The following is a 22688-nucleotide window of genomic DNA, read 5'->3' on the forward strand; positions in this document are numbered from 1 at the left end:
GGTTAAGATGAGTCAGTTCTCCTATGTATTGTACCTCATGAGTCCGGGAACCGCTATAATCTTTCTGGGTTTCATTCAGTTAGGCGATCGCCATCCTTATTTGCCCACTCTTGAATATAACTCTCTAGCTGCTGGGATCACCACATCCACACAATTGATATATAGCAATTTTCACATTCAGGAAGTTCATGAAAGATCCCCCCTAGCCCCCCTTAAAAAGGGGGGAACCTGGAAAGTCCCCCTTTTTAAGGGGATTTAGGGGGAGCCTTTATGGACTTGACCCACAAGAGAAAGGTTATAACTTTTACCTGAGCAAATAAATCCCCACTTAATCTTCTTATCGGCGCTGAGAGAGCAGAATTTTGAGTTGGGTTTTAAATTCTGTAATTTCTTTCTCGGTGGGTTGGGTTTGTTGCCAACTCTCGCGGGTCATCAGGCGATCGCACCAATCTTTCAACCGAGGATAATCTTCCAGGGGTAATCCCAGACTCGGCAAAAACGGAATGGCAGTTCCGGCAACAATATCCGCCAGGGTCAACTGTTCATCCCCAAAATATAGGCGATCGACTAATTTACTTTCAAAAAAGCGTAACACCTGGTCAATATTCTGTTTAGCTTCCTGCAATTTTTCCGGAGTTTCTTGGGAAAACCCCATCGAATGCATCATCAAGGGCCGCATCGGTGGCATCATCTGAGTTAAGGTCAAAATTTCTATCATTTTCACAGTCCCTAACATCTGGGGATCCGAGGGCAGTAAAGAAGGAGTGGGATATTTTACCTCTAAGTAATCCAAAATTGCCAAAGACTCCACCATTACAAATCCGTCATCTTCCAAAACCGGAATTTGGTGAAACGGATTGAGTGCTAGAAACTCCGGTTGGAACTGATCGCCATTAAGTTTCATCGGGACCAACTCAAACGATAGCCCTTTTTCTAATAAGGATATCCAGACCCGGCTAGAGTTAAAAGAAATGCGGTTGTAGTATAGCTTCAACATGGCTTGATTTTTTTTACAATACCCTCCTAATTTTACCCGCCTTTGGGTCCAATACCACAACAGAGTCAGCGCAACTCGACCCAAGATGGTAAGGGCCGTTCCTCCTGGCCCATTGGGAGCCAGTCCATACTTCACTCCCTTCTTGTTGTAGTATGTTAATTTGGGGCAATCCTTTCCGCTTAATTATCGAGAAAACTCTTATATAGCAAGCTTTACAAGGATGCTTCAAAAAAAACTCAAAAATTTTTCCAAAACCCCTTGACAGTTTTGTAGTATGTATGTAGTATATAAATATGAGGCGAGAGGAACAGGGCAAAACGCTCTACCCAAACGCCCCCATCGAACCTTGAAAACTAAATAATTAAAGGGCCATTTAATGAAAATGGAAACAATGGCGGACTCAATGGGTGGGAATCATTCCCTTGAATTATTCCCACCCTATCAACCGCCGAACTTTTCCAAATTCCATGTAATCCACTGCTGATTTCATGGGGGTGTAGCTCAGTTAGCGTAGAGCACTTGTCTGTCGAACAAGTCGTCGCGGGTTCGAGTCCCGTCACTCCCGTTCAGCAGGGATTAAATTTGGAAAAAACCCCTAAGAAAAAACTCGATTGTAATGGATATGGCCTCATCGTCTAATGGTTAGGATAAAGTCCTTTCAAGGCTGGGATACGGGTTCAATTCCCGTTGAGGCTACCAAATCAATCTCGCAGTGTAACTTAATGGTAAAGTACCCAGCTCATAACTGGGTTGATGCAGGTTCAAATCCTGCTGCTGCGACCAAACGTGGGGATAGTGTAACGGCTAACATGACGGTCTCCAAAACCGTTGATCTGAGTTCAAATCTCAGTCCCTGCGCCAACTATGGTGCCGTAGGCAAATCGGTAAAGCCACTGACCTTTCAAGTCAGCATCTGCGGGTTCAAATCCCGTCGGCACTGCCACATTGTATGGGCTGGTATCCAAATTGGTGAAGGAGCTTGACTGTAAATTAAGTGCTATTGTGCTGAACATGGGGGTTCGAGTCCCTCCCGGCCCATTCTGGAGAGGTGGCCGAGTGGCTTAAGGCGCTTTCCTGCTAAGAAAGAGCGGTTTAATGACCGTCGAGGGTTCGACTCCCTCCCTCTCCGCCTTTTTTGTATAACCTGGGTGCATGACACCCAACCTGGAGAGATGGCCGAGAGGCTGATGGCGCGGTCTTGGAAAGACCGATCGGATTGAACAAATCCGACGAGGGTTCAAATCCCTCTCTCTCCTTTATCCCCCGGTAGCTCAGTTGGTAGTAGCGCCTGTCTGAAGAACAGGAGGTCGTCGGATCGAAGCCGACCTGGGGGGCTGGTATTGCCTGGTGGACGATTGGCAAGTCGCTGTGACTCTGAATCATAGAGAGGTTGGTTCGACCCCAACCCAGGCATCCATATCACAATGCCCTGTGGTGTAATTGGGAACATTTCTGGATTTGACCCAGAAGAGTCCAGGTTCGAACCCTGGCGGGGCATCCAATTTTTGCTCCTGTGGCGTAATTGGAAAACGCGATCGCCTCAAAAGCGATTTATTGTGAGTTCGAGTCTCACCGGGAGTACCTTGGTTCTCTCACTCCTGTGGCGGAATCGGTAGACGCGGCAGACTTAAAATCTGTTTTTTTAAAAAGTGTGGGTTCGAGTCCCACCAGGAGTACCAACGGGATGTAATTCAGCGGTTTTAGAAGCCTTGGTTTGGGGCCAAGGAGTCGTGGGTTCAAATCCTACCATCCCGATTTTTTTTGCCCCTGTGACGTAATTGGAAACCGTCGCTCGCTCAGACCGAGTGTTTTACAGGTTCGAGTCCTGTCAGGGGTATTGGGTTTAATTCACCCAACTGATGGCCTGGTTTAATATACTTCTTGCAACATTCTTTCACGCCCCCCAAGAGTTAAACATTTATTCCTCTAGCCTCCCCCTTTTTAAGGGGGACGGGAGGGGGATCTCAAGGGGGAACAAGGGAGCAATCCAGTATTTTGCAAGAGGTCTAAAATTCGCCCCTGTAGCCCAATTGGAAGAGGCACTAGACTAAGGATCTAGTGGATACTGGTTCGAGTCCAGTCAGGGGTATTTTGGTGATTTATGCAGGGATGGAGCAATGGTTGGCTCGTCAGTCTCATAAACTGAACATCAGCAAGTTCAAATCTTGCCCCTGCCACCAATTCTTAATGCTGGTGTGGCTCAATTGGCAGAGCGATCGCCTTGTAAGCGATGGGTTGCAGGTTCAATTCCTGTCACCAGCTTGTTGCGGGTGTGATGTAGTGGTAAGCATCTGAGTCTGCCAGTCTCAGTGCATGGGTTCAAATCCCATCATCCGCTTTTGGAGTCCTATAGCTCAACGGTAGAGCGCTTGCCTTACAAGCAAGATGTTGTCAGTTCAAATCTGACTAGGACCACCTATAAAAGAGAGTGTAACTTAATTGGAAAAAGTCCCGATCTTCTAAATCGGTTTATGTAGGTTCGAGTCCTACCACTCTTGTTTTTATTCACTTAAAAAGGAGGGATTATCTTCTGAAATTCAAATGGTTTAACTTTCGGCGATCGCGTCTAAGCGTGACCTAATTTTTGGAGCTTACATACTTGAGTACGAGAGGAAAAGTGCCACGAAATAACTGTGGGCGCGTGAGAACGAGGAATACGAAGAACCCGAGAGGTGGGCTTAAAAGTAGCCATCCTTTAAAGAGTGTGTAACAACCCATCGGCGGAGTCCCTCTAGTAACTGAGAAAGCGCAAAATGCTCCTCGCACTTGCACGACCAAACGCGATCGCCTCACTTAGGTCAATTGTCTACTGAATCTGGGTCTGTAGTTCCAATGGGAGAACGCTTCTCTTGCAAAGAAGAGGTTGCGGGTTCGACCCCCGCCGGATCCACTGATGGTGTCTGAAGTCCAAGCGGTCCAGACGCTGGTTTGTGAAGCCAGTCCTAGCGGGTTCAAGTCCCGTCAGACACCCTGCGGAAGATGCTGCTGAATGGACGGCAACTGGTCTCGAAAGCCAGAGTACGGGTCACTGTAGGGGTTCGATTCCTCCATCTTCCACCACCCACCTGAAGCCTAAAAGTGAGGCACCGTGCTGATAACACGGGGTTAGGAGGGGCAGTACCTCCCTGGTGGATTTCCCTTTGCCAGCGGATCTGGACCTGATGCTACGAACATCGGTGTGGGTGGTTCGACTCCATCCAAAGGGGCTTTCTCTTGCCTGTGAGATGCCTCGCGCATCACTTTAAAGTGAGAGATTATTCCTCGGTAGCTCAATGGTGGAGCGTCCGGCTGTTAACCGGAGGGTTCTTGGTTCGAGTCCAAGTCGAGGAGTTTCGGAGTTTTATTTAAGTGAGAGGTAACGTTGTGATGAAATAGTTTAAGTCGGGATTGATGGAAGCTGCTGCTGATGGGACGGCAACCAGCCTTGAAAACTGGGGTACGGTGGAAATCCGTAGGGGTTCGACTCCTCCAGCTTCCGGTGATCTGGTATAAAATGGGTGGTTGGCAGATCGGTTGATGCATCCGACTTTTAATCGGATCAAGAGAGGTTCAACTCCTCTACCACCCTTTATTTAAAGAGGTAAACAGTGATGATCACTTTAACTAAACGTTCCTATACTGGAGAAACTGATTTAGAGCCGATCGCCGATTTGATTCATGCTTGTGAGGCGGTGGATTGCCTGGATGAAGGGAGTTCGATCGCGGAACTGCGCCAAGAAATTGAAGCACCTGACGTCGATCGCGATCGCAATCTTCGCCTCTGGGAAACTTCGGAGGGGACGCTGATAGCATTCGCCCAACTGTGGATTCCTGAATCTGGTGAAGTTCGGGATGGGTTCCTCTGGTTTCGGGTACATCCGATGTTCCGAGGCGGAACCCTGGAACGGGAAATTGTAGCATGGGGTGAGACGCGAATGCAGGAAGTGAGTCGGGAGTGTGGTGTGCCGGTGAGTTTGCGATCGGGAACCCGGGAATCCGATGGCGATCGCATTCGGTTTTTAGAAAGCTGTGGATTCGCCATCAATCGCTATTTTTTCCGCATGGAACGAGTCGCGTCTGAACCCATACCCACTCCTCAGTTCCCCTCTGAATTTACTGTGCAGATTGGGGAACAGCAAAAGAATGGCGATGCTTGGGTTGAACTGTATAACCAGAGTTTTATTGACCATTGGAATTTTCACCCCTTAACTCGCGATCGCCTGGATCATGAATTAGCCAATCTTCCTTATCGGCCCGCCTTCGACTTAGTAGCCGTCTGTCCTGATGGGCAATTTGCCGGTTTTTGTTATTGTACAATTTATGATGAAAAAAATCGCCAGACTGGACGAAATGAAGGCTGGATTACTGTCCTAGGAACCCGTCGGGGCTTCCGCAATCAAGGCATCGGACGGGCGCTTTTATTAGCGGGGATGCAGCAGTTACAAGCTGCCGGGGTTGAAACTATTCTATTGAGTGTGGATGCCCAAAGCCCCACTGGCGCTTTGAAACTTTATGAATCTGTCGGATTTGGCAAATCTTTCACAAAGATATCGCTATTTAAAGCACTGGAGAGTCTTTAAATTAGCAAATTAATTTTTTTTACTATCCGCTTGACAAGTCGTAGCACGAATGTTACATTAAAGAGAGTCCAGAAAAAAACTCAATCATATTTCTCTAGTTTCCCCCTTAAAAACTCAATAATACCGGGGCGTTTAACCCAAAGCAATTAAAAGATTTTTTTGAAACAGATTGAGGTATTTCCTTGTTTTTATACCTGAAACTGCTTCCCCTGAGTTGGCAAAATTCTCAGCCGCAAACTCAGCAGAAGCAGTTAACCACAACTCCAAATCAGTCCAACGAAATTAACGCAAGAACTGTTTATCCGGGGGAGCAAATTTGTCACTCTATCATGGTAGTTTATTATTTAGAACGGCGTTGTTTTTTGTAGAACAAGGAGAAAATAAAATGGTTCACATTCGTTTTGAAGGTCGTTCTTACGACGTCACTGAAACTCAAATAGGCATTACAGAATCCATGACCGATACAGCCATAAAACAACAGCTTGCCCGTCACTTTGAGGTGAGTAGCGATCGCTTCAATGATTACGTTTGCGATCGGCGCCCTTCCGGTGATTTAATCGTTCGCCCAGAAGCCGTTTACGGTTAAACTCCACCTCCTAGATTTGATAACAATTAGCACTTCGCGCCCTAACTTACAAAGCTTACATACTTGCTCACTGGTAGGGCATTACTTCCTGTAAGTAACACTAGCAGGTTCGATTCCTGCGTATGAACCAACGGCTTTCTTGACTTGCGCGAAGTGTTTTAATTTTCTGCGGTTCAACACCCTTTTAATATCCAGGCACTTCGTATCCCAACGCAGAAAGCTTACATACTTTGGTAACGCTTTACTCTCATCAAGTAAATGCAGCAGGTTCGATCCCTGTGAATGACGCAACGGCTTTCTGGACTTGTACGAGGTGTTTAAATTTTTCCGTGTTCCACTGTTTTGTGTACCCCGGCACTTCGCGCCCTAACTTAAAAAGCTTACATACTTGCTCACTGGTAGGGCATTACTTTATGGAAGTAACCTTAGCAGGTTCGATTCCTGCGTATGAAATAACGGCTTTTTTGACTTGCGTGAAGTGTTTTAATTTTCTCCCTTTCAAAACTGTTTTAATATCAGGCACTTCGTACCCCTACTCAGAAAGCTTACATACTTGCTCACTGGTGGAGCATTACTCTGATAAAGTAACCCCAGCAGGTTCGATTCCTGCGTATGAACCAACGGCTTTCTGGACTTGTACGAGGTGGTTAAATTTTTCGGGTTTCATCCGGCTTGTAGTATCCACGCACTTCGCGCCCTAACTGCAAAAGCTTACATACTTGCTACTGGTAAAGCGCTTGATTCAAAATCAAGTACCCGTAAGGGTTTGTGGGTTCAACTCCCATGTATAAACAACGGCTTTTCAAACTTGCGCGAAGTGTTCTTTTTTTTGTTAAATCTTACATCATTTAAAGCTCATTAAAAAAAATCATTTAGACAAAAGGAGGACGTTCATGAATGCAGCCGAACGGGATTTAAGACTGGAAATGCTGAATAGTTTGCTAACAACCCCACACCGCAAACTGGAAGATGTGGCCGAATTACATCAGCTAATGGTGGAACTAGACCCGATTTTTTATGGTCATTTGGGGGTTTGGTATAGCAAAAATGGAGATGTCCGCGATCATAAAGAAGTATTTGTAGGACATTTACTCACCAGTCCCTTAACTGCACATCGGGAAGCGGGTTTCGTGATGCTGCAAGAGTTTCCTCCATATCAAGTGGGACGGGTTGTAGACTTTATGAAGCAGCATCGGGGAAAAGTACCCCGTTCCTCACGGACGGCAGTGACGCAATACCTACGCGATCGCGAAAAAAATGCCAGATTCTTTGATCGCGCCGCACTTCGTAACCGCAGTGCCATGAAACATCTGTATGCCAGCTTGCATATCAAACCGAGCGATCGCGCCGATGCGGTGTTGTTTAAAAACAAACCCCCCCAGGATTCTCTCGCCTATATCCTGAAGCAATTGGCAAAATCACCCAATCCGGCAGAACAAGCGGCGCTGATTGTAGAACATAATATCCCCTATCCGATCGCAATTGGTGCCGTTCAACAGTTAACCCCCACTGTCTTAGTCGCACTAATTAACTCCATGTCGGCGCAGGAAGTGATCAATAACCTGAAATCCCTGCAAGCACGAGGTGCGATGGATCATCCCGATGTCAAAGCGTTGATTGAGGGAAAATTACAACAAGCACAAACAAGCGATCGCGTCTCTGCCTACAAAGCGCGAGTCGCTGCCGATGCTGCTAACCTGGATGCTGATACCACCGCACAGCTAGAACAAATTACTAACGAACAAGTCAAAAAGCGCGGGAAAATCAGCAAACCCACAGGATTGCTGGTAGACAAATCCGGTTCAATGAACTCGGCGATCGATCTGGGTAAGCGTCTAGCTGCCATGATTTCCGGGATTTCCGAAGCGGAACTCTATGTCTACGCCTTCGATACCATGCCTTACCCAGTTACTGCGCAAGGCAGTGAATTAAGCGACTGGGAACGTGCTTTCGATGGGATTAAGGCAGGTGGCGGCACCAGTATCGGTTGTGCCTTAGAAGCCATGCGTCGGAAAAAGCAGGTTGTGGACCAAATCATCCTCGTCACCGATGAAGGTGAGAATGGTCATCCCCATTTCGCCGATGTTTATCAAACCTACTCTCGCGAATTTGCGGTGATGCCGAATGTCATCATCGTCCGTGTGGGAAGTTTCTCCAATTGGGTAGAAACCCAACTCAAGCAAAAGCAAGTGCCGGTGGAAACCTTCACCTTTGCCGGAGATTACTATTCCCTGCCGAATCTCGTCCCCTTGCTGTCTCGTCCCTCGCGCCTGGATTTGCTGATGGAGATTATGGACACTCCCCTGCCGGTGCGTCAAAATAAATAAAGGAAGTCGGATGCGCTACGGCGCATCCAGCTTATTTATACCTATTCTCCCTTAAATCCTATGCAGTGTGGACTCTGCCAACGAGAGATGGAGAACCTCACGGTTCACCACCTGATTCCGAAACAAAAAGATGGAGCAAAAGGGCCGAGGGTTGATATTTGTTCAGCCTGTCACCGTCAGGTTCATGCACTCTTTGATAATGCTCAACTGGCGAAGGAACTTAATACGGTGGAAAAACTCCAGGAAGAACCCCAAATGAAGAAATTTCTGGCTTGGGTGAGGAAGCAAAAGCCCGAGAAAAAGATTAAGGTGCATCGCGCCTAATTATTTTAGCGCGCCCGATCCTCCCAGTCCCTTGGGTAATTGGACAATCCCTGCAAAACTCCCGATCGCCATGTCAAGTTAATCTTTAGAAGTTTTAGGCTCTAAAGATTAACTTTTGTGGGAGAGGAAGTGCAAGACTCTCCTAATTTTCAAAATAAGTATATGAACTCATTTCACAAACGTTTATATTCGTTTGGTAAATATCCCCTGCCCCAACATCTTCACCCGGTCCAAAGGTAGCTTTTAAGTCATAGTTGCAGGTAAGTGCGCCATCATAAATGGTGACGGTTGTGAAGTCTCCTGGCTCGACTACAACTCCTTCACCCAAAATATCGGGTCCCCAGTCCTCGGACTCACTAGGGGAAACGTAAAAGTGCGTTAAGCTGCGACTCTCGAAGTTATTAATCAGTGTAAATTCTATATCCTCGCCAACTTGAGCGAGTTTAAATTCTATATCCTGAGCATCTTGAGCTTGCGCGGTGTAGGTTGCTCCGGACCAAATGACGGGAACTGAGACCAAAGCCACGGCTAACATTTTACGAACTGAATGGTTCAACATTGTTTGATTCCTTTAGGAAAATGAGTTGGGTGTGAAAATAGTGAAGTCTAAGAGTGCAAGTCACAAAGGATTGGATAGCCTAGGGGAGGCGATCGCCCCATAAGCGATTACAATCCTTTGCTCGAATTACTTCTATCCAGCCGGTATCGGGCAACAGGTTGGTAGCCTGATCTAACATTAAACCCGTGTTGCGGGACCCTAGATAAAGGGTTGATTCTCCCTAGTATTAGCGGCCTTTACGACGGTGATGAGAGTTGGGATTTGGGAGATAATCTGATTGCCTCGTGATGGATCAGTCCCGAGGCGATCGCCCGATTTTTTAGACCCGGTGATCGCTGAAGTCTCTTTCCCCGATGGGGACTGCCCGCAAGTTTTTCCATTAGGAAATTACGCGACGGCTTCAAATTAACCGATTTTACTCGGCTTTAGTATATATGCTTGCCCTGAGTTTATGTCTCTCAATTGATAAAATTTGAGAGTTACATATTTTATGACACAAAGTTCGGGTAGATGTCAATCCCTTTTTGATTAATTTTTTGCTAAGCGATTGGGAATTTAGAGGCGCTATTATAGGTAAAATATAATTAAGACGCATAGTCATCGCAAAAAGTTCGGGGGAGTTAAAGAAAATTTTGCCGAGGCCCAGCCGCCGGGGCCGAAGAGGCGGGTTATGGCGCTGCGGCCCAGGACGGAAGGCAAAATCAAACCGGGGCCGAGGCAATTTACGGCTTTACCTACATTTTGTATATCTCTCACATTCATAAACTCGCCTCACTTAGATTTACGATCGCCCTCGGACTCGATGGCAAAAAACTGCTTAGTTGCCGGTGCATAAGTCCAGGCAAATCCTGCCGGGTCTTTCTCCCGACTCCAGTCCAGAAATTCGGGTTTGTTCTTATTTTTACTCACCGTCGTCGGATGCACCCCCAACCGGGTTGCCAGTTCCGTCTGATTCATCGGCGGGGGCAACACGATCCGGCGCTTTTTCGGGGCAACGGCTTTGGGGGGTTCGGGTTCCGCCATAGCCGGGACGCTGGCGACATCGATGGTTTGGTAGCGTTCCGGCAATTTAATACTGGAAAAACAGTAAACCATGCCCCCATTATCGGTGATTTCATATCCTGCGGCGAACTCCCGCGCCCGTTCTTCTAAATATTCTTGGGCTTCAGTCCCAGAAATGTCCCCATGCATGGCAAAGTCTAGGGCGGTTAGACGTCCCTGGTTATCCTGGATTAATTGATAAAACAGGGCATTGAGCTTAGAGAGTCGCTGTTGTTCCTTTTCTTGATACTGTTTCCACGCCCATCCCAATCCGGAGATCACGGCGACCCCCAGTAACATTCGCCATGCAGATAATACGACGGTGACGCCGACTAAGATAGGCACCAGCACAATCAGCCGGGATTCTAGGGTTCCGGTGGCTTGGGGGGGGTTGCTGGGGTTGGGGTCACGGTTCATCTCGCGATCGGCTGGCATTTTTACCTAGAGTTTGGATTTAACCTTTGAGTGAGCATCGGCATGATTTGCCACAAGTTGCATTATTGCATCAGTGTCCGCGTTTAGTCACGGCGATCGCCATCCCAAGATAGATTTTCTGAGGGCGGCCCTACCTGATGAGTGGCATCTGCGGACTCTGGAGGCTTCTATATCCCCAGATGGAAATTGAGGCAATGGAGTCAAGATCTCCCAGGGTCTACCCCCAGTTAGATTTTTGCCCAGTTTAGAGGCTTTATACTTAGGGTTGCTCTATCCAGGATTTGCATAATGGTAGAAACTGTTCCGGAAATTTTCTGGGGTTACGGGTCGGGCATCATCGGCTTAAGTTGGGGGTAATTAGCCCGGTCCTAAACTCCTACAAGAGCCACTAACATTGGGTTTGAAGGAGTTTCATATAAAAAATTATTAATAATTGAGGACTCTTTTCATAGCCACAAGTTGGGACTAAATCATCAAAGCATAGTTTTACCTATTCCGAGGATATACCCACAGATATATCTTGAATCACTTTATCATAAATTCGAGGATTGACACCAAATTGGTGATGTAAGACAACTCTCAAACTTGTTAACGTTGAACTATAAAACTAATCAACGTTTAACAGAGAGTGTGACATGAGTTTTTTTCCGACCAACCAAGCGATTTTTTCCAAAAAACCCGATCCGAGTACCATTCAGGATTGCAAAGGATTATGGCGAATCCGCTGGAAGATTGGAGAGCGGACTATTTTTAAGCAATTTTATACCCGAATTGATCAAAGTATGATGGTTTGGGCATTGGTGACGGCAGCTATCTTTTTCACTGCCCAATTTTTCCCCATTAGTTGGACAACGCAAGCGATCGCTTGGTCGGTGTTCACCCTGGTAGCGACTGCCCTCATGTGCTACTTAAGCTGGTTTTGGGTGACGGTAGAAGAAGTACGCTGGACAATTTATTGGTGGGTATTCCTGATGGTGGGGGGAACGATTTTAACTGACGCCAGTATTGTTTATGGTTGGGGAGATATTTTGATTCGTCTGTGTCCCTTATGGTTGGCATTATGTGGACTGGGTTATGTGGGAACCGCATGGGCATTGCGATCGCGCAGTACCTTTTTAGCGGCAGGATTTCATTTTGTGGGGATAGCTATTTTACCGGCGTGCAGTGGATGGCAATATCTGGTTACAGGTTTGATTATGACGGGTACTTTGGTACTCTTTTTTGAAAGAAGGTGGGATATGCGTCCTCATCAGGAAGTTAAGGCGATCGCTGTGGAGCGTCAAGAAGTGAAGCGCGATCGGCGACTACGGGAGGACTCGGTTTATGCCACACAACTGCGCCACCTCTCTACGGCGAAGCAGAATTAATCCCCGGCAAGCTTTTCACCCGGAATGAGGCCCTAAAGAAAGCCACTCTCATTCCCCGGTTACCGAGGGAATCGACTAACATTTCAGAGTTCCCAGATATAGTATTCCCTATAATAATCCTGCTCTACATCCTGGATTAAATGGCGTTGAGAAATCGTCTATCTTTTCAATAACCGTTAGTGAAATCCCCGCCCCAAATCTCAGGGCGGGGATTTCACTAACAGACCCTAGCCCACTCTTTGGGAGAGGGCTAGGGTTTTGAGGACTAGATTAGGGTTTGTCCGGCTCTCTGGACCCTGAGTAACTGCCCCTATTTTGCGGGGACCAATTGTAACTACACCACCCCATTGACGGGTTAGATTGCAAATCGAATTTCCTAAATCTATCTAATTTGTCGCCCGTCCCTAGCGCCTCGGTAAAGTGGGAGTTAGAACCGGGTTTATGGAAAAAATCTCAGCTAATCCCTAAAGTTTTTTGGACCCAAAGCCCGGTTTCGGGTCCCAGATTTGTTGCAAGCGGCCCGCAAATTGGGAATAAACCGGGGTTCGGGTCCAGGGGAGTGAATGAGGGGAGAGCAATGCCCTGGTGAGTTTTAGGAAGGGCTTTTCTGACGGGCCAATTGTAGGAGCCTGGGGCGGAGTTTAGGATGTATCTCGGGATTTTAAGGGGCAATTCTGGAGAATCTATCGAGGAATTACCCCTTAAAATCCCGCGATACTTGGCAAGAGGTTTAGTGTCAGGGTTTCTTGATTTAAAGTGGGCTTATTATAGCAGATTTTCGGTGATTTTTCCCAAACGAATAAGCATTTCCTGACTTTATGTAATTTTGTATCGTTTTGTAGAGTTTTTTAGCATTTTGATAGTTACATCCATCCGGAGAGGGATTCTATAGAAAGAAGAAGAGATTGTAGGGAAGATTTTGGGCAAAATCATCTCAACGATCCATCTGCGATCGCCCCCTGGATGTAGAAACTCTCCCGGATTTGTTTTTACAGCCAGAACCCTCGAATAGTTAAGTAGAATTACCTGAGCGGATACCGATGTACGCAACCGATTGGACTATCACCGAACGCAACTTTGACTCCTTGAGCGAACCGCATCATCATGAAACGGTTTTTACCCTCGGAAATGGGTATCTGGGCACTCGTGGAACCTTCGAGGAAGGGTATCCCGGGGCAAAACCTGCCACCTTGATTAATGGGGTGTATGATAAGGTCGCGATCGTCCATACGGAACTGGCAAATTGCCCCGATTGGCTGCCGATGGTGGTGTCTGTCGGTGGCGAATACTTCAGCCTCGATCGCGGCGAAATCCTGCACTATGAAAGGCAACTGGATATGCGACGCGGCATTCTCAGCCGCCAAATTCGCTGGCGTAGTCCCCAGGGAAAAACTGTGGACCTCCATTTTGAGCGGTTTACCAGCCTTGCTGAACACCATCTCGCCGCCATCCGACTTTCGGTTACCCCGGTTGATTTCGCCGATATTGTGGAAATCCAAGCGGGACTCGATGGACACCCGGACAACCAAGGGATCAAGCATTGGAAATGGATTAATCAAGGTTTAACCCCAGTCAGAACCGCTCAATCCGGCAGTTCCCTCCCCTTTTCCCTCCTCCCGTCAGAAGTGGATGGGGTCTGGATGCAGTTGTCTACGTTACATAGTGGAATTGAACTGGGAATGGCAACCCAGCTTTCAGTTAAAAACGCCCAGCAGCAAGCTTTTCCGGTGTTGGCGATGACGACCCCGGGCTATCCAACCCTCACCACCCGCTTTCAAGGCAACCCGGGAGAAACGGTGACGGTGGAAAAATTGGTGACGATTTATACCTCCCGGGATACAGAGGCCCCGACTCAGGCGGCGATCGCCAAACTGAGTCAACTCAAAGACTACGACACCCTCCGGGACGAACATACTGCCGCCTGGGCTCGCCTCTGGCAACAATCTGATGTGGTCATCGAAGGGGACCTCAAAGCGCAACAGGCAATCCGCTATAACCTGTTCCAATTGCTGCAAGCGGCTCCCCTCCATGATAGTCATGTCAGCATTCCCGCAAAAACGTTATCGGGTTTTGCTTACCGGGGTCACGTTTTTTGGGATACGGAAATTTTTCTGCTGCCCTTTTTAAGCTACACCCAACCGGCAGTGGCCAAAAATGCCCTAACTTATCGCTACCATACTCTCCCCGGTGCGCGTCGCAAAGCGGCAGATTCGGGGTATGAAGGGGCGATGTTTGCCTGGGAGAGTGCAGCTACTGGAGATGAAGTCACCCCCCGGTGGGTCCCGGATGCAGAAGGGAAAGAATTAGTGCGAATTTGGTGTGGGGACATCGAACTGCACATCACCACGGATGTTGCTTATGCCGTCTGGAACTACTGGCAAATCACCGGGGACGACGGCTGGATGGTAGACTATGGCGCAGAATTAATCCTGGATACGGCTGTATTCTGGGGAAGTCGCGCCGAATGGAATGGCGATCGCAACTGTTATGAGATCCGGGACGTGATTGGACCCGACGAAAATCACGATCGCGTCAATAACAATACCTTCACCAATCGAATGATGCAATGGCATCTGGAAACCGCGCAGAAAGTATTGAACTGGTTACAGGATTTCGCACCGGATCAGGCGCAGGCATTGGTGCAGCAACTGGATCTCGATGCCAAACGCCTCACCCATTGGAACCAGGTGATTGAGCGGATTTACCTGCCGACCCCCACAGAAACGGGGTTAATTGAGCAATCGGAAGGCTTTTTCGCGCTCAAAGATGTGAATTTGGCGGATTACGAACCGCGTCAGCAGTCGATGCAGGCGATTTTAGGAATTGAGACGACGAATCAATGCCAGATTCTCAAACAGCCGGATGTGTTGATGTTGCTGTATCTGTTGGGCGATCGCTACGATTCCCAAACCCTGCAAGCGAACTGGGATTACTACTGTCCCCGGACTGATCACGTTTATGGATCGAGTCTGGGTCCGGCAATCCATGCGGTTTTAGCGGCACAATTGGATCAACCGATGGAGGCCTATCAACACTTCATGCGCGCTGCATTAGTCGATTTAGAAGATGTGCGGGGTAATGCTTGTGAGGGGATTCATGCTGCCTCGACGGGAGGGGTGTGGCAAGCAGTTGTGTTTGGATTTGCGGGGATTCGTCTGACAGAACGGGGCCCGATCGCCAATCCTCACTTACCCCCAGGATGGACTCGTCTGAAGTTCAAGCTTTCCTGGCGCGATCGCTGGTATGAGTTTGATATTAAGCAGGATAGTCCCTCCGTTTTGTCGGAAATTACTGCAACAGCGTTACGCGACAAGTTGCGCGGGGTGATTTTTGATTTGGATGGGGTACTGACGGATACGGCAGAATACCATTATTTAGGCTGGAAGCAACTAGCGGATGAGGAGGGAATCCCCTTTGATCGCGAGGCAAATGAAGCGATGCGCGGGTTGGCACGTCGCGAGTCTCTGTTAACGTTGCTAGGCAGTCGCCAAGTTCCCGAAGCGCAAATGCAGGAAATGATGGACCGCAAAAACCGTTACTATCTTGACTTGGTGGCGGAGATTGGTCCCCAGGATTTGTTACCGGGGGCACTGGAGTTTTTGATGGAACTGCAAGCGGCAGGGATGAAGGTGGCGATCGGTTCATCGAGCAAAAATGCTCATAATGTGGTGGAACGCCTGGGAATTGGTCATCTCGTTGAGGCGATCGCCGATGGATACAGTGTATCGCGCTCAAAACCCGCCCCGGATTTGTTCCTTCATGCGGCGGATTTGTTGGGGATTCCTCCGGCACAATGTATTGTTTTTGAAGATGCTGACTCGGGGGTAGAAGCGGCGAAAGCAGCGGGAATGTTGGCTGTGGGATTGGGTCCGGTGGAACGCTTCCAGGATGCGGATTTGGTTCTGCCTTCTTTAGAGTATATTCAGTGGAAGGATTTGCTGGACAAACTCGCACAAATCACCGGGGGGCCTGGGGATTTAGCGGCGATCGGCAAACCCATTGGTGCCGGTTTGGTGTAATTCAGGTCCCCAAATTTGGGTTAATCCTTGAATTGGATTAACGTTGTAAAGACACGGCTTTTATTGCCGTGTCTTTTTGTTGTAAAATTTCAACGCTAAACGTGCAAGGGTCAAGGTTGTATGCTACCGATTATTGAGACAATTCCCATTGTTCAACTGGCTTCAGGCGATCGCTTATTTATCCAGGTTTATAAATTTATTGGAGCAAATCCCGGTCCCAAAGCCTATATCCAATCTAATTTACATGGGGCAGAAATCGCCGGGAATGCGGTAATTCATCAATTTATAGAGTTTTTGCAAGGGGTAGATGACTGTTCCCTCAAGGGCGAAATTTGGTTGGTTCCGGTTTGTAATCCCCTGGGAATTAATCAGCGATCGCAACATTTTTCCAGCGGACGCTATCACAGCTATGATGGCAAAGACTGGAATAGAATATTTTGGGACTATGAAAAAGAAGCTACCGATATTCACGACTTTGCCTACTCGCTTCTTAATGTTGATCCAGAAGAAATTGAAGAATATTATCGACAGATTATTCTCACCAAATTTCATCAACTCCTACAAGATATCAACGCTACCAGCGGCGTTCCCTTTGTCGAACAATATCGCTATCAATTACAATCTCTGAGTTTAGATGCCAACTATGTCATTGACTGTCACAGTTCCACCAATCAAGGACTAGATTATCTCTATTGCTTCAATTCCCGAGAAGAAAGCGCTAAAGCTTTTTTGCTTGATTATGCAATTTTGATGAACGAGTATGATGGCGATGCCTTCGATGAAGCGGGGATGAAACCTTGGCTGGCATTAGAGAAGAGTTTCGCCAAACAGGGAAAACCCATCCAGTTTGATGTGGAATCCTGGACTTTGGAACTGGGGACAGGAATGCAGATGAATCCGCAATCCGTCGCCAAAGGATTGCTGGGTATTCAAAACTATTTGGCTACAAAAGGGATGTTGAATATTCCCGGATTTCCCCTGCCGGAAACTAACTTTCATTCGGTGATTTTTATCACCAAAGACCGAATCCGGAAATATTATGCCACCGCAGGCGGAATGATTCAAAACCGATTGCCGTTGGGAACCGTGGTTAAAACAGGCGACTGTCTTTACCAACTCTTAAGTTTTGACAAAACTGGAAAACCTCCAAAAATAATCGATATTACTGCTGTAGAATCAGGCTTAATTGCCGATATTAGTATGAACTACTCGGCGAATCAAGGGGATTATATTTTATCCATTTTTCAGGGGTAACCTGAAAAATTTTGTAAAAATTAACCCTAATTTTTGACGTATTATAGCTTTAATGAAAAAGGGGGATAGGCACATTCCACAAATTTTTTATCGGTAGAAAATAAGGCTTTAAACCTGCTTATTTTCCCGTTGATACCTCGGGTACAATTATAAAAACCCTCCCAGAAATTACAAATTTAAGCTTCCCTTTAAAACGCCTATGGTTTGGGGGAAGCCATTTTTTTTGCAAGCTGTCTATTCAGCTTTAAAAATTTGGGCTGCTGTTAATTGTAATTCGGGGAAAGCCAAGGACTCAACTCTTTCATTATCGCGGAATTGCTTGACTTCATACTCACCATTTACCATGTAATAAACGGAAATAGTGGGAGATTTAGAGCTACCAATGAAGCGCCGAGCACCTAAGCCTAAATGGTCTACAATCCAGTATTCAGGTATGCCCATTAATTCATAATCTCCTGCCTTTCTTAGATACTCATTCTGCCAATTAGTGCTGACTACTTTTACCACTAGGCGCACAGAACTCCCGAGGGTAATGATAGAGTCTTTTTGCCAGCCGGGTTCATTGCTTAATTGGTCGCGATCGAGGACAATAATATCAGGCTGATAACCCGATTCATCCTCCACGGGTTTCAGCAAGCAATCACCGGGAATAGAGTAAGGTAATTTTAGACGTCTGATTTCCAAATGGAGTTCACCCGTGATAAAGCCGGTAATATTAGAGTGGGCACCCGTTCCTAGAGGCATTTCTACAATCCTTCCGTTATGTAACTCATATTTGCAAACCGCATTTTCTGGATACCAGGCTACAAATTCATCAAAGGAGATGGGTTTTGTAAGGGTCTGAGTCATAGTTGGTTTACTCATGGGTAATTTGAGGATGGAATTTGAGGGAGGCGATCGCCCTCTCAAAGATCCATAAAGCTATAGCTTAGAGATGGATTCACTTTCTCATTGTAGCAAAGCGCCGGACAGGCGGTTTCTGAGAGGGCGAGGCACGAACCTGGAGAAACAAGAAACCGGGTTTGTCGCAATATCTCGGTTTCTTCACCCATCGAAACTTCCTGGATCTATAATATGCCAGATTTGATAGTGCCGAAGCATTTTGATTGCAGAAAATTAACTTCTTCTCGCCATTTTATTGTAATTATTGTTTGCCGTTGATAATTGGCTAAGGATAATCAAACAGTTCGAGAATTTCACAGCGCTTGACTTGATGCACCCGATCTGCGAGACTATGAAAATTCCTACCTTGAGGGCGGGAATCCCTGGACTCCCCGCGTCAATTTTCGGATGGAGTCCCGAAAATGGACAAATTCGGAGCCTTTTAGTCTTCACGGCTTCGGCTTACACAATATATGACCTCATTTACGCGGGATTATCCTGTACGAGAGAGCAATGACAAACGGACTGAATGGGCAAACCGGACACAAGAAAAAGCTAGAAACTCAGCTTTGGAATATTGCCGACTCGCTGCGGGGTAAGATGAATGCAGATGAGTTTCGGGATTACTGCTTAGGGTTCATTTTTTATAAATACCTGTCTGAGCGGCAGCATCTCTATGCTAATGAAGTCTTAGCGGCGGATGCCATTGATTTCCTGGAAATTGATGAAGCTTCCGAAGAGGGGCAAGAATATTTAGAAGCGATTAAGGAAGAGTCGATCGCCTCGTTGGGTTATTTTCTCAAACCTTCGGAATTGTTTAGTTCATTGGCGGAACGGGCGTTAGGAACTCAGAAAGCCCATGAGGAAAATCTAGCCGATGAAGATTTTGAATCATCTAATTTTATCTTGGATGATCTGACTCAGGTGCTCCAAGGGATTGAACGTTCCACAATGGGGAAAGAAAGCGAAGAGGATTTTGATCACTTGTTTGAGGATCTGGATCTGACTTCGACCAAATTGGGGCGCACTCCGAAGGCAAAAAATGCCCTGATTGCTAAGATTTTGGTGCATTTGGATAAAATCGATTTTCGCCTAGAGGATACAGAAAGTGATGTGCTAGGGGATGCCTATGAGTATTTGATTGGGCAGTTTGCCAGTGGTGCAGGGAAAAAGGCGGGGGAGTTTTACACGCCGCAGCAGGTTTCTAAAGTGTTAGCCAAAATTGTAACAACGGGAAAGCGGCGGCTGAAGTCAGTCTATGACCCTACCTGTGGATCGGGTTCGCTGTTGCTGCGGGTGGCGCGGGAGGTGGAGTCAGTTGGGGATTTTTACGGGCAGGAAATGAACCGCACAACTTACAACCTAGCTCGCATGAACATGATTTTGCATGGGGTACATTATCGCAATTTTGATTTGCGCCAGGAGGATACCCTAGAACATCCGCAACATGAGGGAATGCGGTTTGAGGCGGTGGTGGCAAATCCGCCGTTTTCCGCGAAATGGAGCGCTAATAAGCTGTTTGAGTCCGATGATCGCTTTAGTCAGTATGGGGCATTGGCTCCTAGTTCTAAGGCTGATTTTGCCTTTGTGCAGCATATGCTCCATCATCTCGATGACAATGGCATAATGGCGGTAGTGTTGCCTCACGGGGTTTTGTTTCGCGGCGCGGCAGAGGGACGGATTCGTAAATATGTGATTAAAGAGCGCAATTGGTTGGATGCAGTGATTGGGTTGCCTGCTAATATTTTTTATGGCACGAGTATCCCCACTTGTGTGCTAGTGTTTAAAAAGTGTCGGGAACATCCTAATGATGTTTTGTTTATTGATGCCAGTGCCTATTTTGAAAAGGCAAAGAATCAGAATTATTTGCGGGATGAGGATGTTGAGAAGATTGTTCAGACCTATCGGGAGAGGGTGCAGGAAGAAAAGTATAGTTATTGCGCTCCGTTAACGGAAATTGAAGAGAATGATTTTAATCTAAATATTCCCCGTTATGTGGATACATTTGAGGAGGAGGAAGAAATCGATTTAGATGCAGTGGCGCGGGAGATCCGAAAAATTGATCAGGAGATGGTGGAGACGGACCGGCTGATTCGGGGGTTTTGCGAGGAGTTGGGGATTGAGTCGCCTTTTTAGGGAATGGAGGACTGTTTTCAATGATAAAAACTCGACTATACGGGAAATTTATTCAACAGATTAGGGGGTTAAGTCAACAGAAAGATTTATCAGTAACGGCTTTGATAACTCACTATTTAATCATGAATGATCGGCGGAAATTAGAACAAATAGATAAACTCAAAACTTGGTTGGATGGCTTTAGACCATTTGAACCCATCATGATTGCTGAACTCAAAAAACTTTATGATGTTCGATTTACTTATAATTCTAATGCGATTGAAGGGAATACGTTAACCCAAAGTGAAACCGAGTTGGTGTTAACAAAGGGCATTACGGTGGGGGGAAAAACTCTCGACGAACATTTAGAAGTGATTGGACATAAGGAGGCGATCGACTATATTGAAGGTTTAGCTCAAAAAGATACGGAAATTAATCAATGGGAAATTAAACAAATTCATAATTTAATTCTCAGAAAAATCAACCCGGATGAAGCGGGGAGTTATCGGAATCTGGATGTGATGGCGGCAGGGACAAATTATCGTTATCCTCCCCATTATTTCCTTTCTCAATTAATGGCGGATTTTGTGACCTGGCTCAATTCTGATGCGGCTTTAGCACTCCATCCGGTAGAATATGCAACAATGGCTCATTATCGCTTTGTTTCGATTCATCCGTTTCGGGATGGAAATGGGAGAACAGCTAGATTATTAATGAATCTGCTATTAATTCGGGCGGGGTATCCTATTGTTGTGATTGATAATCAAATTCGGAATGATTATATTAATGCATTAGCCTACGGGCAACAAAACCAAGATGATTTAGTTCAGCTTTTTGATTTGGTTTGTGATGCGGCCATTCGTTCACTGGTGGAAGTTTTAAGTTTATTGGTGACGGCAACCAGTAGTATAGAAAAGGGGCAGGGATTTTATCAGGAATTTACAGATTTTATTGATAATAATTTTAGGAATAGGTAATGAGTAAGAAGTTAAAGAAAAATGTGCCTGTGTTGCGGTTTCCTGAGTTTGAGGGAGCTTGGGAAACGAAGAATATTAGTGACATTTGTACAAGAATAAGTGATGGCATTCATAGCACTCCTGAATATAGCCAACAGGGAGAATTTTATTTCATTAATGGCAATAATTTGATTAACAGCAAAATCGAGATTTCTGAAAATACTAAGCGAGTTGATTACTCGGAGTCTTTAAAATATGCAAGTGATTTAAATTCACAAACAATTTTAATCTCTATCAATGGGACGATTGGAAATCTGGCTTTTTATGAAAATGAAAAAGTTATTTTAGGTAAAAGTGCTTGCTATCTTAACTTAAAACCAGAAAAGAATAAGATTTTTATATTTTATTTACTGCAAACTTCAACCACAAGGAATCACTTCAATAGAGAGCTAACAGGGTCAACCATTAAAAATTTATCGTTAACCACAATCAAAAATACAGAAGTATATCTTCCTCTAATCGCCGAACAAGAGAAGATAGCGAGTTTTTTGGGAGCAGTGGATACGCGCCTCAACCAACTCCGCCGCAAACGGGAACACCTGCAAACCTACAAACGCGGCGTAATGCAAAAACTTTTCTCCCAACAAATCTGCTTCACCCAACCCGACGGCTCTCCTTTCCCTGATTGGGAAAAGAAAAAGTTAGGGAATATTTCAGAGAAACCTCAATACGGATTAGCTGCATCAGCCATAAAGTTTGATGGTAAACATAAATACATCAGAATTACAGATATTGACGACAATACTCATGGCTTTACTCCCAACCCTCTAACTTCCCCTGATTCCGGCATTAGTCCAGATTATCAATTGCAAGATAATGATCTCGTTTTAGCAAGAACTGGAGCAACTGTCGGAAAATCTTATTTGTACAAAAAAGAAGACGGTGAAATATATTTTGCGGGCTACCTCATTAGATTTAGAATTACCAAAGCTCATGCTAATTTCGTGTATTATTTGACTTTAACGGACAAATATTATAAATGGGTAATTATGAATTCAATGCGTTCCGGTCAGCCTGGAATTAATGCAGAAGAATACTCCAATTTCTCCTTTTTTCTCCCCTGTAAAAAGGAACAAGAAAAAATAGCCAACTTCCTAACCATCATCGATCGCAAAATCGAAATCCTCTCTTGCCAAATCGACCAAACCGAACAATTCAAAAAAGGCTTACTACAAAAATTGTTTGTCTAAATTGTTAAAATTAAAAC

Annotated in this window: 15 protein-coding genes and 27 tRNA genes; 37 read left to right on the forward strand and 5 right to left on the reverse strand. The window is 46.0% G+C overall.

The features are described 5' to 3' along the window. Window positions 1-337: 337 nt before the first annotated feature. Window positions 338-1132, reverse strand: coding sequence for a glutathione S-transferase family protein (locus NG792_RS05375; RefSeq protein WP_317619495.1), 795 nt, complete (start codon window positions 1130-1132; stop codon window positions 338-340). Between the two features lie 355 nt (window positions 1133-1487). Here NG792_RS05375 and NG792_RS05380 point away from each other — a divergent pair. The 31 genes from NG792_RS05380 (at window position 1488) to NG792_RS05530 (ending at window position 8793) form a co-directional block, all read left to right on the forward strand. After that, window positions 1488-1562 (forward strand) — tRNA-Asp (locus NG792_RS05380). 59 nt (window positions 1563-1621) lie between these two features. Further along, window positions 1622-1696 (forward strand) — tRNA-Glu (locus tag NG792_RS05385). A 9-nt stretch (window positions 1697-1705) separates the two neighbouring features. After that, window positions 1706-1780 (forward strand) — tRNA-Ile (locus NG792_RS05390). Between the two features lie 3 nt (window positions 1781-1783). Next, window positions 1784-1858, forward strand: a tRNA-Trp gene (locus NG792_RS05395). A gap of 5 nt (window positions 1859-1863) precedes the next feature. After that, a tRNA-Glu gene (locus NG792_RS05400) sits at window positions 1864-1940 on the forward strand. Between the two features lie 8 nt (window positions 1941-1948). Further along, window positions 1949-2035 (forward strand) — tRNA-Tyr (locus NG792_RS05405). Window positions 2036-2039: 4 nt separating this feature from the next. Further along, a tRNA-Ser gene (locus tag NG792_RS05410) sits at window positions 2040-2126 on the forward strand. A gap of 37 nt (window positions 2127-2163) precedes the next feature. Continuing rightward, a tRNA-Ser gene (locus tag NG792_RS05415) sits at window positions 2164-2253 on the forward strand. Between the two features lie 4 nt (window positions 2254-2257). Beyond that, window positions 2258-2331, forward strand: a tRNA-Phe gene (locus tag NG792_RS05420). Between the two features lie 7 nt (window positions 2332-2338). After that, window positions 2339-2414 (forward strand) — tRNA-Gln (locus tag NG792_RS05425). Window positions 2415-2422: 8 nt separating this feature from the next. After that, window positions 2423-2498: transfer RNA gene (locus NG792_RS05430), tRNA-Gln, on the forward strand. Window positions 2499-2504: 6 nt separating this feature from the next. After that, window positions 2505-2578: transfer RNA gene (locus tag NG792_RS05435), tRNA-Leu, on the forward strand. 13 nt (window positions 2579-2591) lie between these two features. After that, window positions 2592-2676 (forward strand) — tRNA-Leu (locus NG792_RS05440). 1 nt (window position 2677) lies between these two features. Continuing rightward, window positions 2678-2752 (forward strand) — tRNA-Pro (locus NG792_RS05445). Window positions 2753-2760: 8 nt separating this feature from the next. After that, window positions 2761-2834: transfer RNA gene (locus NG792_RS05450), tRNA-Leu, on the forward strand. A 178-nt stretch (window positions 2835-3012) separates the two neighbouring features. Further along, window positions 3013-3086, forward strand: a tRNA-Leu gene (locus tag NG792_RS05455). Window positions 3087-3099: 13 nt separating this feature from the next. Further along, window positions 3100-3177 (forward strand) — tRNA-Met (locus tag NG792_RS05460). Between the two features lie 9 nt (window positions 3178-3186). Next, a tRNA-Thr gene (locus NG792_RS05465) sits at window positions 3187-3259 on the forward strand. 4 nt (window positions 3260-3263) lie between these two features. Further along, a tRNA-Gly gene (locus NG792_RS05470) sits at window positions 3264-3335 on the forward strand. A 6-nt stretch (window positions 3336-3341) separates the two neighbouring features. After that, window positions 3342-3412 (forward strand) — tRNA-Val (locus NG792_RS05475). Between the two features lie 9 nt (window positions 3413-3421). Then, window positions 3422-3495: transfer RNA gene (locus NG792_RS05480), tRNA-Arg, on the forward strand. Window positions 3496-3814: 319 nt separating this feature from the next. Next, window positions 3815-3887, forward strand: a tRNA-Ala gene (locus NG792_RS05485). 6 nt (window positions 3888-3893) lie between these two features. Continuing rightward, window positions 3894-3967: transfer RNA gene (locus NG792_RS05490), tRNA-His, on the forward strand. Window positions 3968-4255: 288 nt separating this feature from the next. After that, window positions 4256-4327: transfer RNA gene (locus NG792_RS05495), tRNA-Asn, on the forward strand. Window positions 4328-4389: 62 nt separating this feature from the next. Beyond that, window positions 4390-4475 (forward strand) — tRNA-Ser (locus NG792_RS05500). A gap of 17 nt (window positions 4476-4492) precedes the next feature. Further along, a tRNA-Lys gene (locus NG792_RS05505) sits at window positions 4493-4565 on the forward strand. Between the two features lie 22 nt (window positions 4566-4587). Beyond that, window positions 4588-5556 (forward strand): GNAT family N-acetyltransferase, encoded by a 969-nt coding sequence (locus NG792_RS05510; protein ID WP_263012717.1) that lies wholly within the window; start codon window positions 4588-4590, stop codon window positions 5554-5556. Window positions 5557-5941: 385 nt separating this feature from the next. After that, the gene (locus tag NG792_RS05515; protein WP_261234782.1) at window positions 5942-6142 is read left to right on the forward strand and encodes a hypothetical protein; all 201 of its coding nucleotides are present in this window, start codon (window positions 5942-5944) and stop codon (window positions 6140-6142) included. 546 nt (window positions 6143-6688) lie between these two features. Next, a tRNA-Ile gene (locus NG792_RS05520) sits at window positions 6689-6762 on the forward strand. A 273-nt stretch (window positions 6763-7035) separates the two neighbouring features. Then, window positions 7036-8469: a vWA domain-containing protein gene (locus tag NG792_RS05525; RefSeq protein ID WP_261197454.1), complete on the forward strand. Its 1434-nt coding sequence runs from the start codon at window positions 7036-7038 to the stop codon at window positions 8467-8469. 60 nt (window positions 8470-8529) lie between these two features. Beyond that, window positions 8530-8793, forward strand: coding sequence for an HNH endonuclease (locus NG792_RS05530; protein ID WP_261234783.1), 264 nt, complete (start codon window positions 8530-8532; stop codon window positions 8791-8793). Window positions 8794-8935: 142 nt separating this feature from the next. Here NG792_RS05530 and NG792_RS05535 read toward each other — a convergent pair whose 3' ends face one another. The 3 genes from NG792_RS05535 to NG792_RS05545 form a co-directional block, all read right to left on the reverse strand. Next, window positions 8936-9352 carry a hypothetical protein gene (locus tag NG792_RS05535; protein ID WP_261234784.1) on the reverse strand — a complete coding sequence of 139 codons (417 nt, stop codon included), beginning with the start codon at window positions 9350-9352 and terminating at the stop codon, window positions 8936-8938. 236 nt (window positions 9353-9588) lie between these two features. Then, window positions 9589-9732 (reverse strand): hypothetical protein, encoded by a 144-nt coding sequence (locus NG792_RS05540; RefSeq protein ID WP_261234785.1) that lies wholly within the window; start codon window positions 9730-9732, stop codon window positions 9589-9591. A 391-nt stretch (window positions 9733-10123) separates the two neighbouring features. Continuing rightward, window positions 10124-10828: a hypothetical protein gene (locus tag NG792_RS05545; protein WP_261234786.1), complete on the reverse strand. Its 705-nt coding sequence runs from the start codon at window positions 10826-10828 to the stop codon at window positions 10124-10126. A 635-nt stretch (window positions 10829-11463) separates the two neighbouring features. Between NG792_RS05545 and NG792_RS05550 the strand changes: the two genes are divergently transcribed. From NG792_RS05550 to NG792_RS05560, 3 genes are all read left to right on the forward strand, one after another. Next, window positions 11464-12195, forward strand: a complete 732-nt coding sequence (locus NG792_RS05550) for a hypothetical protein (RefSeq protein ID WP_261197458.1) — start codon at window positions 11464-11466, stop codon at window positions 12193-12195. A gap of 1040 nt (window positions 12196-13235) precedes the next feature. Further along, entirely contained in the window at window positions 13236-16214 is a 2979-nt protein-coding gene (pgmB, locus tag NG792_RS05555; protein ID WP_261197459.1) for a beta-phosphoglucomutase, read from the forward strand. Window positions 16215-16334: 120 nt separating this feature from the next. Then, complete coding sequence (locus NG792_RS05560) at window positions 16335-17468, forward strand: M14 family metallopeptidase (protein WP_261234787.1); 1134 nt, start codon at window positions 16335-16337, stop codon at window positions 17466-17468. A 234-nt stretch (window positions 17469-17702) separates the two neighbouring features. On the opposite strand, the gene NG792_RS05565 is transcribed toward NG792_RS05560, so the two are convergent. Beyond that, complete coding sequence (locus NG792_RS05565; protein WP_261234788.1) at window positions 17703-18317, reverse strand: Uma2 family endonuclease; 615 nt, start codon at window positions 18315-18317, stop codon at window positions 17703-17705. 546 nt (window positions 18318-18863) lie between these two features. Between NG792_RS05565 and NG792_RS05570 the strand changes: the two genes are divergently transcribed. Genes NG792_RS05570 through NG792_RS05580 form a run of 3 tightly spaced genes read left to right on the forward strand, consistent with a single transcriptional unit; the run spans window position 18864 to window position 22671 of the window. Then, window positions 18864-20486, forward strand: coding sequence for a type I restriction-modification system subunit M (locus NG792_RS05570; RefSeq protein ID WP_261234789.1), 1623 nt, complete (start codon window positions 18864-18866; stop codon window positions 20484-20486). 20 nt (window positions 20487-20506) lie between these two features. Beyond that, on the forward strand, window positions 20507-21442 hold the full coding sequence (locus tag NG792_RS05575; RefSeq protein ID WP_261234790.1) for a Fic family protein: 936 nt from the start codon (window positions 20507-20509) through the stop codon (window positions 21440-21442). Continuing rightward, a complete protein-coding gene (locus tag NG792_RS05580; RefSeq protein ID WP_261234791.1) occupies window positions 21442-22671 on the forward strand; it encodes a restriction endonuclease subunit S in 1230 nt (409 codons plus the stop codon). The genes NG792_RS05575 and NG792_RS05580 overlap by 1 nt, the downstream gene beginning before the upstream one ends. The last annotated feature ends 17 nt before the right edge of the window (window positions 22672-22688 follow it).

Source organism: Laspinema olomoucense D3b, assembly GCF_025370785.1.
GTDB classification, from domain to species: Bacteria; Cyanobacteriota; Cyanobacteriia; order Cyanobacteriales; family Laspinemataceae; genus Laspinema; species Laspinema olomoucense.

Excerpts from the sequence above, each read along its gene's own strand:
- NG792_RS05580 (WP_261234791.1), top strand. The coding sequence starts at position 21,442 with ATGAGTAAGAAGTTAAAGAAAAATGTGCCTGTGTTGCGGTTTCCTGAG.
- NG792_RS05515 (WP_261234782.1), top strand. The coding sequence starts at position 5,942 with ATGGTTCACATTCGTTTTGAAGGTCGTTCTTACGACGTCACTGAAACT.
- NG792_RS05550 (WP_261197458.1), top strand. The coding sequence starts at position 11,464 with ATGAGTTTTTTTCCGACCAACCAAGCGATTTTTTCCAAAAAACCCGAT.
- NG792_RS05545 (WP_261234786.1), bottom strand. The coding sequence starts at position 10,828 with ATGCCAGCCGATCGCGAGATGAACCGTGACCCCAACCCCAGCAACCCC.
- NG792_RS05570 (WP_261234789.1), top strand. The coding sequence starts at position 18,864 with ATGACAAACGGACTGAATGGGCAAACCGGACACAAGAAAAAGCTAGAA.
- NG792_RS05525 (WP_261197454.1), top strand. The coding sequence starts at position 7,036 with ATGAATGCAGCCGAACGGGATTTAAGACTGGAAATGCTGAATAGTTTG.
- NG792_RS05565 (WP_261234788.1), bottom strand. The coding sequence starts at position 18,317 with ATGACTCAGACCCTTACAAAACCCATCTCCTTTGATGAATTTGTAGCC.
- NG792_RS05560 (WP_261234787.1), top strand. The coding sequence starts at position 16,335 with ATGCTACCGATTATTGAGACAATTCCCATTGTTCAACTGGCTTCAGGC.
- NG792_RS05575 (WP_261234790.1), top strand. The coding sequence starts at position 20,507 with ATGATAAAAACTCGACTATACGGGAAATTTATTCAACAGATTAGGGGG.
- NG792_RS05540 (WP_261234785.1), bottom strand. The coding sequence starts at position 9,732 with ATGGAAAAACTTGCGGGCAGTCCCCATCGGGGAAAGAGACTTCAGCGA.
- NG792_RS05510 (WP_263012717.1), top strand. The coding sequence starts at position 4,588 with ATGATCACTTTAACTAAACGTTCCTATACTGGAGAAACTGATTTAGAG.
- NG792_RS05535 (WP_261234784.1), bottom strand. The coding sequence starts at position 9,352 with ATGTTGAACCATTCAGTTCGTAAAATGTTAGCCGTGGCTTTGGTCTCA.
- NG792_RS05530 (WP_261234783.1), top strand. The coding sequence starts at position 8,530 with ATGCAGTGTGGACTCTGCCAACGAGAGATGGAGAACCTCACGGTTCAC.
- pgmB (WP_261197459.1), top strand. The coding sequence starts at position 13,236 with ATGTACGCAACCGATTGGACTATCACCGAACGCAACTTTGACTCCTTG.